Origin of the sequence: Parabacteroides sp. TM07-1AC (assembly GCF_003480915.1) — a bacterium.
In the GTDB taxonomy this organism is placed as follows: Bacteria; Bacteroidota; Bacteroidia; order Bacteroidales; family Tannerellaceae; genus Parabacteroides; species Parabacteroides chongii.
The window spans coordinates 61,247-78,358 of the sequence record NZ_QUKD01000002.1 but is presented as its reverse complement, the minus strand read 5'-3'; the positions used below and the strand labels follow the sequence as shown (position 1 = coordinate 78,358).

Below are 17,112 nucleotides of genomic sequence, written 5' to 3'. Positions count from 1 at the left end.
TTTATTTTTGTTCTCATTCTTGTTTCTTAATTCGTTTGTTCCTGACCTAAGACTTTTTCCATATCCGATTTAGCTACCATATAATTGTAGATGGACTGGTTCAGATTCAGTTTCGCTTGTGTCAGTGCCAGTTCCGCATCGTTCATTTCAAGCAATGTACCGGCTCCTGTGTCATAGCGTTTCTGGGCGATCTTATATCCTTTGTTTGCCTGTTCGACACCTTTCTGGGCGGCATCGAATTGTTTTACGCAGGTTTTCATATTATCCAGATATTGTTTGATAGCCAACTGCAGGTTGCGTTTCGTATCGTCGCGCTGCAAATCCATCTGATGCATGGATACCTGCGTCTGCTTGATCTTATGATATTTGCTGCCTCCGGAAAAGATAGGGACCGTAAGCGATACACCGACAATCGAGTAAGGAGTCCAGTTATAGTTCTTGAACTTGAAATCATTGTTCATGGCATTCCACTGGTACATACCTGTGAGCGATAATGTAGGCAGATAGTCGAACTTCTGCATGGTCAAAGTCTTTTTCAACTGTTGCATCTGCAGATCGATCTGTTTCAAATCGGTGTTGCCTGCCAATGTCGTATCGGTTGCCATATAGTCCGCAAACAGGACTGATTCGAAATCGGCCAGTTCTCCTTCGCAGTCGATAGCCATTTCCAGATCCATTCCCAGGAGTGCCTTTAATTGCCATTTAGCCAATGTGAGCGAGTTTTCTGCCTGGAGCATATTCGGTTCACTGTTCTTTACGGTCACGTCTGCACGGATCAGATCGTATTCGGCTACCGTTCCCTGGTCATATTTCTTTTTGATATCCAGATAGTTTTCCATCGCGTTGTCATAGCTTTCCTTGAAAACACGATAAGAATCGTTTGCCAGTAAAACGGCATAGAAACCTTTCTTTACCTGGTTTACCATCGATATTTTGGATGACCGTGCCTGCTCTATAGACAGTTCCACGTCGAGGGCGGATATGCTGAGGCTTTTCCATAATGTAGCGTTGACAAGGGGCATCGATAGATTGAAGCCGGTAGTCCAGTTGTTATCACGGCCAACCTCAATACCTTTGCTCATATCGATACCTTCCATACCGGGCGTCGATTCGTCACTGCCGCCACCCATATCGAAACCATCCATATACATCACCTGCTTTTTCAATGTGCGGGTATAATCGGCTGTAAAATTAATCTGAGGGAACAGAGCGGCATAGGTGCCTTTCTGTGCATACTTTTTCTTTTCGATCTCTTTGTCAGCGACTTTTACGGTCGGGCTTTCACTTAACGCTATCTCCAATGCTTTTTCCAGGTCGAGCTTCAGGACATCCTGTGCTTTCACCGTAGAAAAGACCAGAGAAGGCAGCAACATCATGACTACCCACATCATCTTCTTAGTAATTAATACTCGTTTCATTTAAACTAGATTTGATTTTGAATAAAATTCCTATTACTCTTCACTTAATAATATATCCTGCGAGTGTTTCAAAGCATAACGCTCCAAAATCGTCAGGCCTTTCTCTGTGCATATACCCCGGAGGAAGGTAAACAATACCGTCTGGAATACTTCTGCCACCGAATGGTTCAGAAATGTTTTCGACGGGCGGATCATTTTCAATTGTTCTTTTGCCACCAAAGCTAATATTTCGATATTTACATCTTTCTGAAAAACACCTTCTTTAGCTCCCCGATTGAGTAACTTGATACATCTTTTAGTGAAATCCGCTTTGTCTTTCTCGGCTTGTTCCAATGCTTTCGGATAACGTTTCAGATCATCATAATATTTTTTATTGTACCAACGGGGGCGTTTCATAAAATCTTCGTAGAACAGGACGAAAACATCGAGAGCCGTGTATGGACCTTTTTCCAGTTCGGCAAGTGTGCTTCGCATGCTATTATTATAGGATTTAATAGCTTCCTGTAATAATGTTTCCTTGTCTTCGAAGAATTCATAGATCGTACGTTTTGAAATACCGATATTCCGGGCAATATCGTCCATGCTCACACTCTTGATACCGTATTGTGAGAACAGATCCAATGCCGTCGTCATAACTTGTTCTTTTGTCATATTTATTTTTTTGAATCACTTGCCATTATGCTCGGTGACAAAGATCTGCCTAATTTAGAAAACTCAAAAGGTTTATTCTGTTACAGGATTGGTTTGAAACGAAAGGAGTATTTTCTGTTTTGGGCTATATAGGGAGGAAAACTGTGTGAATTGGTGAAAAATGAAACAAACTTCTTTGATCGAATATAAAAATGTCTATCTTTGTGCAGACTATAATGATGAGTAAAATATAAAATTATGGAAAATCTCCCTTTGATAAAGTTTGCTGAGTTAAATAAGGGTATAATAATCCGCGATAGTTTCCAGGATATTTTTCTGATAGCCGATATTGATGGCAATCAGGGTGTGGACGACCAGGAAGTGTATGAACATACTATGCCGATGCGGTTGGATGCATTATTGATGGTCTTAGTGCTGGAAGGATCTTCTGAAATAGCGCTGGACTATGTACCTTATACTATAGAAAGCAATAGTTTTACTATTATTATGCCGACGCATACGATACAGCTTAGTAAGATTAGTAAGGATTTTAAAGGGAAATTACTGGTTATTTCACGTGAGTTTCTCGATGAGTGCAATACGGCGAAACGTAGTCCATCGATGGCTAATTATATGCAATTGAGGAAAAATCCATGCACTACTTTTGAACCACAGGAAACTGAGTTGGTAGACAATTACATCGAGTTGTTAAGGAGTAAAATAAAGAACCGGGCTCATTTTTTTCAGAAAGAAGTGATGCAGAACTCTTTTGTCGGATTCCTTCTGGAGATAGCCAATATATTTATGGGGAAAAAAGATGGTCTGTTAATGCCGGCTCTTTCCCGCAAAGAAGAACTTTTCGAACAGTTCCTTCAATTGCTGTTTGAACATTGTAAGGAGCAGCATGTGGTTACTTTCTATGCAGAGAAGCTTTTTATCACTCCGCAATATCTATCTTTGATCTTAAAGGAACTGACCGGAAAATCTGCTAATAAATGGATTGACGATGCTTTGATCGTTGAGGCGAAGATCTTGTTGAAAGCTCCGCAGGCAACGGTACAGCAAGTCGCAGACATTCTTCATTTTTCCGATCAGTCTACGTTTGGTAAATTCTTTAAAAAGCATATGGGTATTTCTCCGATGGAATACCGCAAGTCTTAATATTTTCCTCTTTTATCTTTGGCGGAATTTATACCAGTTGATCAATTCTATAACTCCATAGAAGATACTGGCTACGCCAAAGATTACAAATGTGTTCGCCGCAGCTCCGAACGGATAGGCGATGATCATAATACCTGTCAATAAAATCAATGCAGGCATGATGTAGAATCCAAACGGCACTGTACTCCATTTGCGGGCAGATACCAGCATAGCTATTTGCTGAATTCCGGCAATAACCAGTAACGCTCCCAGGATATACATTAATATATTGACGAAAAACTCCGGCATGATCACAAGCCATGCTCCGAATAAAATACTTCCGGCGCCGTCGATAGGGAACATAGGAGAGGGTTCACCTTCCACTTTCTCCCGTGTGAAATAGTTCAACAAAGAAAACAGGCCGGGTATGATGAAGCAGATACCTATGGCAATAACCAAATAGGTAATGGCAGCTTCCGGCCATAAGACCAGTACAAATCCTAAAATCATAGCAAATGCACTTCGTAAAACTGAGTTGTTAATTTTTTTCATCTGAATATCTTTTAGTAGTTCTTTTTATATATAACAACGAAGATACCTCATTTTCTTTTTACGATAAAATAGTATTCGCTTTATTCTTCTGGAAACTTCATTTTGGGATGTTTTTATTTTGACAATCTGTTTCTCTTTTTAGTCCTTCCGTAATCAAATAGATATGTTAAAATATATTACCTGGTCAGGTAATCTTAGTACATGACAAAATTTTGAGTGCGATCCAAAATAACTTCGACTTGTTAGGATTCATAAGTGTCTGTCCAATAAACTCAAGTCCGTATTTAAAGAAAGACTTAACCCTTCTACCATGTTTCATAATCTTGATCTCTTTCTGGTGCTCACTACGATAAGCTCCTGTAATATAAGCCCATGTAAAAACGATCATGACAATTGCAAGTAGCTTTTCCACTCTACGAATATCTCTTAAATGAGTCGCCTCAATATTAAATCCACTGGATTTAAATCTTCTGAACATTGTTTCTATTTGCCAACAGTCTCTATAGAGTTCCAGGCTGTTATGATTATTTTCAAGGGAGATTATTACCAATAAATCCTTTTGTCCTTTATCGTTTATAAAGCAAAGAGCAGACAAATAACATTCATTTCCGTGTATAATGAAAGATTCAGGGATGAATTGTACATGATTCACTGCCAGTCGATTAAATATCCCCCTAATATGTATTCTTTTTCCATTTCTGCTATTTATCGTTACTGATTTATCCTTTATACGAATAAAATATTTTATTTTTTCCACATGAAGAAAACTAAGCCAGGATTCACCGGTAAATTTCCTGTCGGCCATTAAATGTAATATCGTTTGTTTTCCAAATAAGTTAATATATCGTTCGATTAAAAGAATCCTTTGCTCTGATGAAGATGCTCCTTTTCCGGGCAATAAAGAAAAAAGAATAGGGAAACTGATACCTTGGTAAGCTATAGAAAGCATTAAAACATTAATTTCTGTCGATCCTCCTGACTCCAATTTGTTCGATCCAACAGTAGACTATAAGGAGGCCTGTGGGGTAATAAGGTAAAAATAAGCCGGGTTAAGAGATCGACAGATAAAGCGTATTGGGAGATGAAACGCTGGATCCTTGAAAAATTTATGTAAAGAGGAATATAAAAACTCTTTATAAGTAGTTTCTTTCAATTATCAAAATGACACTACCCTACCGGCAAAATCGGATTAATATACCGGGTAAAATGAAATACCCGACCAAGTAATATATTTTAACATATCAATCCGACTGCTAAACACTTGAATAATGAACATTCTGTTATTTAACAAAATATGATAGACAGATTCATTGTGTTGATTTACAAGAAATCGATAAATAATTTCTTCCTTTTTTTACCTGTGAAATTTTATACTATATATTTTTGTCATGTACTGTGTTGGGGAATTTGAATTATTCGGTATAGTAACCGTAAATATATGGTAGGATAGTTACATTTTGATAGATGGCTAGTTCTGTCTAAATAGTTATTGCATTTCTGACTAATAAAAATTAGTTTGAATTGCATAAGTATGTGTTTGATGTGAAATAATGATAATGAAAAATTAAAATATGTATTATTGTTGTTTTGTATTAAAATAATGCAGTTATTTGTCATACAAATAGTATAAATAGTATTTAATCTTATAATATAATGCATATGGATAAGCTTAAAATATACAATCAGAATATAACTTTGGTAGATCAGGTAGAAGATAAACTACTTAATTATTTTAAAGAGAATGATTTACGTACAGGCGATTCTATCCCTAATGAGCTAGAGTTAGCAGCAGCATTGGGTGTTGCCCGAAATGTTTTAAGAGAAGCGCTTAGTCGTTTGAAAATGATGGGAATGGTAGAATCACGTACGCGGCGAGGTATGATTTTAACAGAACCTTCCATTTTGGGAGGAATGAAAAGAGTTGTAGACCCGCGTATATTGAGTGAAGAATCCCTGTTCGATATATTAGGATTTAGAATAGCTTTGGAAATTGGTATTTGTAGTGATCTTTTCAGAAATATAACACCAGAAGATATTGCAGAACTTGAAGAGATTGTGAAAATGGGAGTTATGTTTGAAAATAATGAATATGCGCCAGTGAGTGAATTTACTTTCCACGCAAAGCTTTATGAAATAACTGGGAATAGAACTATTTCTGAATTTCAGGGAATCATTCATCCTGTAATGGTCTTTGTAAAAAATAAATTTAAAGACTTGTTAGAGCCGATCAATATTGAGATGAAAGAAAAAGGTGAGATTGTTACGCATGAAGATTTACTCGTGTTGATTAAGAAAAGAGATGAAGAAGGATTTAGGAAAGCCTTAGAAAAACATTTTGCAGTATATAAAATATTTATGAATAACAGAATTTGATACTTAAGGAGGATTTATTAACCTGTTATCTAATATTTTGTCAATATAATCTATCTTTTGTTCATTCTATTTTTCTCTCTGCTATAAGGGAGAGAAATTTCAAAAATAATAACTTTAAATATAGACAAATGAAAAATTACCAACGTTTCAAAGGGTTGATTGCCGCATCTTTTACTCCTATGGATGTATTTGGAAAAATCAATTTATCCGTGATAGACAGGTATGCCGATTTAATGGCAGAGTCCGGTTTATCCGGAGTTTTTGTGTGCGGAACAACAGGTGAATCTCATTCGTTAACAACGGATGAAAGAAAAAAAGTACTCGAACGATGGGTGGAGTCTTCCCAAGGGAGGTTTAAGGTAATTGCCCATGTAGGAAGTGATTCGCAAATAGAAGCTATGGATTTGGCTTCTCATGCTTATGAGGTTGGTGCTGACGCTTTTGCGGCTATGGCTCCGTGTTTTTTTAAACCAAGCACTGTAAAAGATCTGATTACTTTTTTTGAACCGATAGCTCGAAGTGCGGAAGAACTGCCTTTTTACTATTACAATATGCCCTCTATGACTGGGGTATATTTATCCGTCCCGGAATTTTTGAAAGAAGGGAAACAAGTTATGCCTAATCTGGTTGGAACAAAATTTACTCATAACAATTTAATGGAAATGGGAGAATGTTTGTTCTTGAATAATGGCGAATTTGAAGTTCTTCACGGTTATGATGAAATCTTGATTTCCGGTTTGGTTTTTGGTGCCGTAGCGGGTGTTGGTAGTACATATAATTATATCCCGAATATTTATCATGGGATAATAGCTGCAATAGAGGTTGGCGATATGTGGACTGCAAAACAACTGCAAATGAAGTCTATCGAAGTCGTTAACATTATTATAAAATATGGCGGTGGAGTTCGTGGTGGAAAAGCTATTATGAAATTGATCGGGTGCGATTGTGGAAATTGTAGACCTCCCATATCTTCATTTACAAATGAAGAATATGCTTCTCTAAAAAATGATTTATTAAGAATCGGTGTATTAAAATAATATGGTAAAGGCAAGCGTACTTTGCTGAGAAACTTGCCAATACCATATATCTTAAAATTGTTCTAAAAACATACAAAGATGAGATTTTTTTATAAAACGATCACCATTTTTGCGTTACTATTTTGTGTCGCAATAGTTTTTGCACAGGAAATGTCAGTTTCAGGTGTTGTAGAAGATGAGACTGGAGAACCCCTTCCCGGAGTATCGATAACAATAAAAGGAACAGCACTGGGAGTGATTACTGATGCGGATGGGAACTTTACTATTCATGTTCCAAAAGGAGCTATTTTATCTTTTTCTTATGTCGGTTTTGCTTCTAAAGAGGTAAAGATTGAGACAGCGATAGTTAAAGTTGTTCTGAATTCATCTTCTGTAGAATTGGATGATGTTGTTGTGGTTGCTTATGGAACACAGTCTAGAAGAACATTGACCTCTTCTGTATCAAAAGTGAATACAAAAGATTTGGAGAATATGTCTGTCACAAATGTTATGGATGCTTTGAAAGGGAAAGTGGCTGGAGCTCGTATCTATAGTAATTCAGGACAACCGGGAGAAGCTCCTAGTATTATAATACGTGGAGGATCTTCAATTAATAAAAGTAATTCTCCATTGATTTTGGTTGACGGTTTTGAAAGGGGATATAATGAGATTAATCCTGCGGATATTGAGTCTGTTCAGATATTAAAAGATGCTGCATCAACGGCACTGTACGGTTCACGAGCATCTAACGGTATTGTACTGATAACAACAAAAAGTGGATCTATGTCTTCAAAGCCACGAGTTACATTCCAGACAGACTTTTCTTTACAGAATATTGAACGATATTATGATTTGTGTAATGCGGAAGAATACCTCTCAATTATTCGCCCTAGTGTGGCTAAAGGGCCGAATCCCAAATGGAATGAGCAGAATAATTATGGGTTTAGTTCTGGTAATACTGAAACGTCTCCTTTTACAACGCATTATTTGCAGCCCGGTGAGACGGTTCCTGTTGGTTGGAAGACAATGCCGGATCCCTTAGATCCTTCCAAAACTCTTGTGTTTCAGGATAATGATATGGTTGATGTTGCTTTTAGCCCTGCATTACGTCAAAATTATTATTTAAGTGTAGATGGGGGAGATTCAAAATTGAAATATTCGGCATCTGTTGGATTTACTGATGATGAAGGGGTTGGTATGTCTACTAGCTGGAGTCGTTTTTCTGCACGTGGAATGGCCGATTATAGTATAAGGAAAAATTTGAGATTGTTTTCAAATATCAATTATCAACGGAGTACGACTGAAGATTATAGCAGCCAGGCTAATGCCATATCCCGATCTTTATATTTGCCTCCGACTCAAAGAGTCTATAATGATGACGGAACTCCTTCGAAAGGTTATAATGCAACTGCTGCTCCATTACCGTGGTGGGTAAATGCGCATCAAAGGGAGACGGTATTGCGTCAAACAACTATCTCTGGAGGTTTGGATTGGGGTATTACCGATTATTTGATAGCAACGGCAACTGCTACTTCTTATTTCTCAACAACAGAGTTTGATGGATTTCAAAGAGCAAATGAATATAATAGTTTGCGTCCAGCTTCCTCTACTTTGGATAATACGGAAAGAGTACAATATGAAGGGTTATTGAAGTATGACAATAAATTTGGTAACCATAATTTATCAGGTTTATTGGGGCTGTCGTATATGAATACTCAGATAAAGGCTCTTACTGCTGCTGCTCAAGGGGCAAGTTCAGATAAAATAGAAACGCTGAATGCTGCACCTGAGAAAACTGATGCAACGACGACGAAGACAGAAGAAGTTTTAGCAAGTGTTTTTGCAAAAGTTTCTTATAATTATGCCAACAAATATCTTGTGTCTGCTTCTCTAAGACGCGATGGATCTTCCCGCTTTGGAACTAATCATAAATGGGCGTATTTTCCCGGTGTATCCGTCGGATGGGTTATTTCAGAAGAGAATTTTCTAAAGAGGAATCAAACATTATCTTTTTTGAAATTACGTTCAAGCATTGGGCAAACTGGTAATAATGCAGCTGGAATTTATACGGCACAAGGAGCTTATGATGCTTCTTATAAATACAATAGCCTGGCTGGTATTGTAAATACTTTGATGCCTAATCCAAACTTGACATGGGAGACAACTACTCAGATTGATTTAGGTATTGATGCAGGTTTTCTTAAAGACAAAATATTGTTGAATATAGACTTGTTCAACAAAAGGACTGATGATTTGATTTTCAGTAAACCTTTACCGAATACCTCCGGATTTTCTTCAATAGAAACAAATGTTGGATCAGTTCGATTTTATGGTTTTGATATTGAGTTAACTTCGAAGAATATTCAGTCAAAAGACTTTTCATGGGAAACTAGTTTCTCTTGGGGATTTGTTAAAAATAAGGTCGTTTCATTACCGGATAACGGTCAGGTGAAAAATAGAATAGGAGGAACTTACTTGCCTGATGGAAAGAGTTTTGGAGGTATAGCAGAAGGAGAACCTCTTTATCGGTTATATGGATATAAAGTAGACTATCTGATTGATACGGAAGAACAGGCAGCAAATGCAAGATATGATGAATTGGCTAAAGGATGGGATTATAAAACCCAGACTTTTACAAAAGGTAAAAAATTTGCTGGGGATTATGAATGGAAAGATAGGAATGGAGATGGCAAAATCACAGAGGTTGACCAATTTGAATTAGGAGTTACTGTACCTCATTCTACAGGTGGATTGACAAATACATTTACTTATAAAGACTTTTCATTAAGAATATATCTAGATTGGGCAATAGGGCATACATTGATAGATACAGATTTCAAATATCATATGATGTCGACATTTAGTGGAAATACGAATCTTTCTCGTGAAGCCCTTGACGCATGGATGCGACCGGGTGATGCTGCAAACACAAAATGGGCTCGTATAGCTGCACATGATAGTAATGAAAACTGGAACTATCGTCGGGATAGTGACATTGTAACATTTAAAGGTGATTATCTCTGTATAAGGGATGTCTCTTTAGGATATAATCTGCCAACTGATTTGACAAAGCGAATAGGGATGCAAAGTGCTACAGTTTTTGTTTCTGGAAATAATCTTCATTATTTCACGGCTGTTCAGGCGACTCCTCCGGAAGTCGGTAATATTAATAGTTCCAGTACAGGTTATCCACCTATCCGGCGTTTTTCTTTAGGTTTCAAGGTTCAGTTTTAATCATAAATAAATAGAAGTATGAAAAAGATATTAGTATATGGTTTTCTGTCATTTTTGATGATTTTCTTCGTCTCTTGTGATAGTTGGCTTGATCTGAATCCCAAGAGCTCGATAACTGTAAGTTCTATGTGGAAAAATTCAAGTGATGCGAAAGCTGCATTAAATGGAGCTTTTAATCGTTTTCGTTCCGCTTTCCAGACAAATTATATTGTTTGGGGAGATTATAGAACCGGATTTTATGGGAATGGGATTGATAATGGCTCTGTGGACAGAGGTAATGTTTGGAATAATTTATTGATACCAAGTACAGTTGGAACCAATTGGGCTGGTTTATATACTGCTATTAATGATTGTAATTTAATACTTAAACATACTCCGGATATAATTTTTGAAAAAGAAAGTGACAAAGATTATATTTTAGGTAGTGCTTATTACCTGAGGGCTTTTATGTATTACTATATAGTTCGCATTTGGGGAGATGCTCCTGTGTTAACAGAGGGATTTGAATCTGATAATCAAGAAGGATTGTTCCCTACAAGAGATGTGGCTTCTAAGATTTACGAACAAATAGAAAAAGATCTGCAAAATGCTTACGATCTGATTTCTTCCAGTGGGGGAGGAAGTTCTCCTTATGGCATTTCTAAAGCTGCAGTAAATATGCTTCAGACTGATTTTTATTTATGGGAGGCAAAAGTAAATAAAAAAAAGGATGCTTTAGGTAAAGCAGAAAACGCTATTACTTACGTCTTAAATTCCGGATTACAACTTTCGGATAGTTATGAGAGTGTTTTTAGAGACGATATTAATAAGGAAATCATTTTTTCTATAGCTTTCGTTGAGGCTGAAAATACAAGTTCGTTTGCTGGGGATTTTCTGCTAAAAGTAAGTAATGTCCCTGTAGAATATCAAAATAATCCGGTTCAAATAGGTAGTAGTGCACAATGGGTTTCAATGACATCGGAACATAAGAACTTTTTGTGGGGAGTCGAAAATGATACTCGGGCTAGTGTAAATATTTTAGATTATACGACTCCTGATGATCAATATTATTCATGGATTAATAAGTATTTAGGCACTTGGAAAGAAGGTACCCGTATCTTTGATTCTGATGTTCGTGTATATCGTTTTGCGGAGGCTCTATTGTTTAAAGCTGAGATCGAAATAGCTCACAACAATAACTCTGAAGCGTTGAAGTATATCAATCAGGTTGCAAAGCGTGCTTATGGAAAGGATAATTATTATGCAGGATCTTATACCCGACAGGAAATTGAGAATATTTTGTTGGATGAAAGGCTGAAAGAGCTGGCTTCTGAAGGAAAATCTTGGTTTGACCTGATACGCTTAGGGCAGGTTTTCAATAGAGTTAAGAGTCTTCATGGGCGAGAAAATGAATTAAATATTTTACTGTGGCCTGTAAATAATGCTTCAATAAATACTAATCCTGCAATTACTCAAACTCCGGGATATGAATAAATGATTTTAGGAACCTGTTTCTATTTTAATAAAAACAGGTTCCTGTAAATATTCTAACATTAAAATACTGATATGAAACCAATAGTTTTAATAAAGATCTTATGGCTATTTTTTACATGGTCTTTATTGTCTTGTTCTTCATCTCAACCGCCTGAATTCTCTAAAACAGTAGTTTGGGAATCAGGAGAGGGGAATGTTGAAGGGTATAGAATTCCTGGGATTGTTGTGACAGGAAAGGGGACAGTGCTTGCTTTTGCTGAAGCACGTGTTGATTATAGAGATGAAACTCCTAATCACTTAGTTCTGAAAAGAAGTGAGGATGGAGGGAAAACATGGTCTAATACTATTTATATAGAAAAAAGTGATGGCTCTTATTGGGCTGAGCACAAAGATGAAATAGCATCTGTTGATAATGTTTTAAAAAAAGAAGTTTGGACAAATGTTGCTCCGATTGTAGATAAAGTTACTAACCGTATTTTCTTCTTTTATGCTCTTAATGAGGGGAGTATTAATGGTAAAAACTTACAGAGATATACGAAAGTATTTTATAAATATAGCGATGACGACGGTTGTACATGGTCTGTTCGTAAAGAAATAACGGATCTTTTAAATGTAAACGAGCTGGGTAAATCGAACCTGGATGAAAATGGAAACCCAGTTTTGGATATGAATGGATTCCCTTGCGATTATAGAGGTCGTGCATTTCACATGCCGGGACCGGGACATGGCATTCAGTTGTCATCAGGTCGTTTGTTATTACAAGTTTGGAGTAGGACTGCTTTAGGAAAAGTAGATGAAGCAGGTGTATTCCAGTCTATCCCCATAGAAGAAAGAAGGTATGGAATGTCAACTTTGTATAGTGATGACCATGGTGAAACCTGGCAATATGGTTCTTCTTTTGGTGAAAATGTACGTATGGGAGAAGCTCGAATGGTCGAACTGGATAATGGTGATGTTTATATGAATAGCCGTTATACGAGTGAAGAAAAAAATAACTATCGGGCAACGGCGATCAGTCATGATGGCGGGAAAAAATGGACCGATATAAGCATCGATAAGAACTTTCCTTTATCTAACCAGTGTGACGCGGGATTAATAGAGTTAAAGATTAAAGAGACTTCTTATCTTTTATATTGTAAAAATGAATCGACAGAGGGACGAAAAAACTTAGTACTGAAATATAGTTCAGATAATGGTAAGTCATGGAGTACGGGTAAATCTATTGATCAGGGATCTGTTTCATATAGCGATTTGGCTGTTTTGCCGGATAATACAATTCTGATATTGTATGAAACTGGGAAACAGAAACCTATGTATTGTGCAAGAGTAAATATGAGTACGATTATCCAACAGTCTCCAAAAGTCATTTGTAATACAGGGGATATACCTGATATTCCGTTAGTATCAGGATTGGGTGGTGCATTTTCGGGAGTGCATAATGATGTTTTGATAGTAGCCGGAGGCTCCTTTTTTGATAAACCTGTATGGGAAGGAGGTAAAAAGATATATACGGACTCAATTTACGTATGCGTAAAAGAGAAGAATAAATATGTGTGGACGGGAGTTGGTAAATTACCTCATTCTGTTGCTCATGGAGTATCGGTACAGACTGAAAATGGTTTACTTTGTATAGGAGGAAAGACGGATAAACAATTTTTTTCTGATGTTTGGTTGTTACAATGGGATGTTGTTGGTAAAGATATAGTAATTAATAAATTGCCTTCTTTGCCTGAAGCATGCGCATTTCCTGCCGGGGCAATGATGAATGGCTATGTTTATGTTACGGGTGGTTGTTCTGAAACTCCTATGAAAAATTTTTGGCGATTGGATATTAAATGTGAACATGGAAAATGCTGGGAGACATTGGATCCTGTTCCGTGGGCTGAACGATACGGAGCTATTTTAGTAGAACAGTCGAATGGGGAGAATAACTGTCTTTATTTACTGGGCGGACAAAATATATCTACATATCTAACGGATATGTATTGTTATAATCCAAGTAAACCATCCTCTTTACGTTGGGAAAAAATGCCTGAAATCCCTCGCCCTGTTTTTGGAGCTCCTGCAATAAGCTATAAAACATCAAGTTTCTTTGTTTTCAGTGGATCAGATGGGCATGATACTGATAAAGTGAATGACCTAAAGGACCACTATCAGTTTATCTCTGATATCTTGTCTTTTAATACTATAACCAAACAGTGGTATGTTGCAGGAAATTTACCTTACGGAATAGTAAATACTACCCCCGTTTTTTGGCAAGATAAAATTTATTTACCGGCTGGAGAATTACGACCTAGTGTACGGACTTCAAGTATTATCTCTGTTTTGGTGCAGGATAGAGAAAAAGCTATCTTTACGTTTGCAGATTATGTTTCTTTAATAACGTATTTAATATTGATAGTTTGGCTGGGGTACTATTTCTCTTCCAAGAATAAGTCTTCCAAAGATTTCTTTTTGGGCGGACAGAAAATCCCATTTTGGGCTGCGGGTTTGAGTATGATGGCTGCTCAGGTTAGTGCAATTGGATTCATGTCTATACCAGCAAAATCATTTGTCACCAATTGGAGCTACTTTGCTGGGGTATTGACCTGGTTTATTGTTGTTCCTTTGGTTATTTATGCTTTCGTACCTTTTTACCGTAGATTGAATGTGACCAGTGCATATGAGTATTTGGAAAAGCGATTTAATGTTTTCATCCGAAAGTTCATCGCAGCATTGTATTTGTTGTTCCAATTGTTAGGGCGTTTAGGGGCAGTTATATTTTTACCGGCTTTGGCCCTGTCTGCTGTTACTGGTATGAATACAATAGTATGTATTGTTATTATTGGAGGTTTGTCAACTCTATATACGGTAATGGGTGGAATGCATGCTGTTATCTGGATTGATGTTATTCAGGCCTTAGTTTTGTTTGGTGCTATTTTTTTATGTATCGGTTGTGTTGTGCTTAATATAGAAGGTGGTGTTGGTGAAATTATTAGAATAGCAGCATCTGACGGTAAGTTCAGTTTTGGACGTATGGATATGGATTTAACTGCGGCTGTTTTTTGGGTAATTGTCATAGGTAATATATTTAATAGGCTGGGAAGTATGGCAACAGACCAATCTGTTGTGCAGCGATATTTGACAACCCGAAATGAAAAGGAAACAGCAAAGGCTTTATGGACAGATGCTCTTGTTTCTATCCCATGGGCTTTATGTGTATTTGGATTAGGTACAGCACTGTATGTATTTTATAAGGTTCATCCTGATTTATTGAATCCTTCCATTACCAATGATGAAATAGTTCCATTTTTCATTGGACAGAATCTACCAGTAGGAATCAGTGGTATTGTGATTGCCGGAATATTTGCGGCATCCATGTCCAGTGTAGATAGCTCTATTCATAGTTCTACTACTGTTATTATGAGGGACTTTATGCAAGGGTGTTTAACTTGTATGACTGAAAAACAGAATGTTTACACAGCTCGTTGGATAACAGCGGGAATAGGTATAATGGGGACATTGATTGCATTGATAATGACATTTTTTGATATAAATTCCGTTTGGGATATCATATTGGAATTTGCCGGATTATTTACAGGTGCAATGACTGGAGTTTTTATTCTGGGAATATTCTCGACCAAGGCGAACGGTGGAGGTGCTGTTATCGGAACTTTGGCAAGTGCAATACTTTTGTTGGCTATTAAAACTTTTACAGCATTAAACTTCTTCCTTTATAGTGGAATAGGTATTGTTAGTTGTATTGTGATCGGATATTTAGCAAGTTTTATGTTTAAATCCCGTAAATCAATTGAAGGGCTGACAATCTATAGTGTCGAATTTAATAAGAAAAATTAAAAACAAAGGAATTATGATTTTTAATAAAGAGATAGAAATTACAGATAGTTATGATGTCGTTGTGTGCGGCGGTGGACCTGCCGGATGTACGGCAGCTCTTTCTGCGAGAAGATCAGGAATAAGAGTACTGCTGATTGAAGGAATGGGACAATTGGGGGGGATGGCTGTTTCCGGTCATGTATCTCACTGGTTAGGCGGAAGAACTCAGGAAGGAGAATGGGTTGTTGGAGGGCTATTTCGGGCATTGGCTGAAGAAGCGGCAGAAAGAGGGTTTGCGGTGATACCTTTTTTGGATCCTCTTCATAAATATCATCCTTACGGATGGTTTAATTGGTTCATTCATGGTATACCATTGGATCCTTTTTCTATTGATTATTTTTTTGATGAGAAAATGGAACAGGCTGGTATCGATGTTCTTTTACATACGAATTTTGTAGATACAGTTGTTGAAAATAACCGTATAACTCAGGTTGTCTTGCATAACCGTAGTGGATTATTTGCTGTACAGACAAAAGTTGTCATCGATGCAACAGGTAATGCTGAAATTGCTTATAAAAGTAATTGTGAGACAGTTAAAGGACGGCCGGAAGATGGGAAAATGGCACCGTCATCATTAATATTCCATGTATATAATGTGGATACGGAAGAGTTGATGTCTGCAATAGAAGGGAGCAGGGATCCGAAATTCAGAGATTTGATATCACAGTTGAAGCAGAATGGCGAATGGAATTTTCCATATGATATTTTTATTTGTACACAATTGCCGGAAAAAGGAGAGTTTTATATCAATACTTGTCGTCTGATCGGTATTGATGGTACTGATGGTAAATCGATTTCTGATGGCATGAGGCAGGGACGCAAAGAAATGTTTTCTTTGATGGCTATTTTCCGGAAATATTTTCCGGGTTTTAAACATGCTAAAATTAAGTCTGTAGCGACTCAATTGGGAATTCGTGAGACACGAAGAATCATAGGTGATTATATAATGACTGTTGATGATCTGCGTAAAAACAAGAAATTTAACGATTGTATAGGATTCAGTATGTATGGATGGGATTTGCCTGATCCGGATAAACCGAGTATACAACCATTTGCTGATGATAAAAAAAGTGGATTTAAACCTAAAATAGAGAAAGGATTGACTACTCCTTTACCATATAGAATCATGGTACCCAAAGGTCTTGATAATTTAATTTGTCCGGGACGTGCAGTCAGTGTAGAAGGGCAAGTGTTGGGACCGGTTAGGGTAATGGCTCCCTGTATGGCTATGGGAGAGGCTGCCGGGATAGCGGCTTGCCAGGTTGTTTCATCTAATATTTCTTTTTCCAATGTAAATATACAACAATTACGGTCTGAATTAGTGCGATGGGGAGCTATCATAGAAGAGGAAATGCTACCTCCCGTATATCCAAGGATCGATCAAATATAGGAGAATATAT

General features: G+C 37.1%; 11 protein-coding genes. 7 read left to right on the top strand and 4 right to left on the bottom strand.

Annotation, left to right across the window (positions count from 1 at the left end):
- Window positions 1-26 precede the first annotated feature (26 nt).
- Together DXD68_RS05075 and DXD68_RS05070 are read right to left on the bottom strand one after the other, a co-directional pair.
- The gene (locus tag DXD68_RS05075; RefSeq protein ID WP_122360593.1) at window positions 27-1,418 is read right to left on the bottom strand and encodes a TolC family protein; all 1,392 of its coding nucleotides are present in this window, start codon (window positions 1,416-1,418) and stop codon (window positions 27-29) included.
- A gap of 33 nt (window positions 1,419-1,451) precedes the next feature.
- Window positions 1,452-2,069: a TetR/AcrR family transcriptional regulator gene (locus tag DXD68_RS05070; RefSeq protein ID WP_122360592.1), complete on the bottom strand. Its 618-nt coding sequence runs from the start codon at window positions 2,067-2,069 to the stop codon at window positions 1,452-1,454.
- 237 nt (window positions 2,070-2,306) lie between these two features.
- On the opposite strand from DXD68_RS05070, the gene DXD68_RS05065 reads away from it, so the two are divergent.
- Window positions 2,307-3,209, top strand: coding sequence for a helix-turn-helix domain-containing protein (locus tag DXD68_RS05065; RefSeq protein ID WP_122360591.1), 903 nt, complete (start codon window positions 2,307-2,309; stop codon window positions 3,207-3,209).
- Between the two features lie 12 nt (window positions 3,210-3,221).
- On the opposite strand, the gene DXD68_RS05060 is transcribed toward DXD68_RS05065, so the two are convergent.
- Together DXD68_RS05060 and DXD68_RS05055 are read right to left on the bottom strand one after the other, a co-directional pair.
- Window positions 3,222-3,740 carry an HdeD family acid-resistance protein gene (locus DXD68_RS05060; protein WP_122360590.1) on the bottom strand — a complete coding sequence of 173 codons (519 nt, stop codon included), beginning with the start codon at window positions 3,738-3,740 and terminating at the stop codon, window positions 3,222-3,224.
- Window positions 3,741-3,924: 184 nt separating this feature from the next.
- Entirely contained in the window at window positions 3,925-4,725 is an 801-nt protein-coding gene (locus DXD68_RS05055; protein ID WP_122360589.1) for an IS4 family transposase, read from the bottom strand.
- Window positions 4,726-5,399: 674 nt separating this feature from the next.
- On the opposite strand from DXD68_RS05055, the gene DXD68_RS05050 reads away from it, so the two are divergent.
- The 6 genes from DXD68_RS05050 to DXD68_RS05025 all read left to right on the top strand — a co-directional run bounded on the left by DXD68_RS05050 (window position 5,400) and on the right by DXD68_RS05025 (window position 17,102).
- Window positions 5,400-6,113 (top strand): FadR/GntR family transcriptional regulator, encoded by a 714-nt coding sequence (locus tag DXD68_RS05050; RefSeq protein ID WP_122361062.1) that lies wholly within the window; start codon window positions 5,400-5,402, stop codon window positions 6,111-6,113.
- Window positions 6,114-6,241: 128 nt separating this feature from the next.
- Complete coding sequence (locus DXD68_RS05045; protein ID WP_122360588.1) at window positions 6,242-7,150, top strand: dihydrodipicolinate synthase family protein; 909 nt, start codon at window positions 6,242-6,244, stop codon at window positions 7,148-7,150.
- A 78-nt stretch (window positions 7,151-7,228) separates the two neighbouring features.
- Window positions 7,229-10,363, top strand: a complete 3,135-nt coding sequence (locus tag DXD68_RS05040; protein WP_122360587.1) for a SusC/RagA family TonB-linked outer membrane protein — start codon at window positions 7,229-7,231, stop codon at window positions 10,361-10,363.
- 18 nt (window positions 10,364-10,381) lie between these two features.
- Complete coding sequence (locus DXD68_RS05035) at window positions 10,382-11,836, top strand: RagB/SusD family nutrient uptake outer membrane protein (protein ID WP_122360586.1); 1,455 nt, start codon at window positions 10,382-10,384, stop codon at window positions 11,834-11,836.
- A 72-nt stretch (window positions 11,837-11,908) separates the two neighbouring features.
- Entirely contained in the window at window positions 11,909-15,673 is a 3,765-nt protein-coding gene (locus tag DXD68_RS05030) for a sodium:solute symporter family transporter (RefSeq protein ID WP_122360585.1), read from the top strand.
- Between the two features lie 13 nt (window positions 15,674-15,686).
- Complete coding sequence (locus tag DXD68_RS05025; RefSeq protein WP_122360584.1) at window positions 15,687-17,102, top strand: FAD-dependent oxidoreductase; 1,416 nt, start codon at window positions 15,687-15,689, stop codon at window positions 17,100-17,102.
- Window positions 17,103-17,112 lie beyond the last annotated feature (10 nt).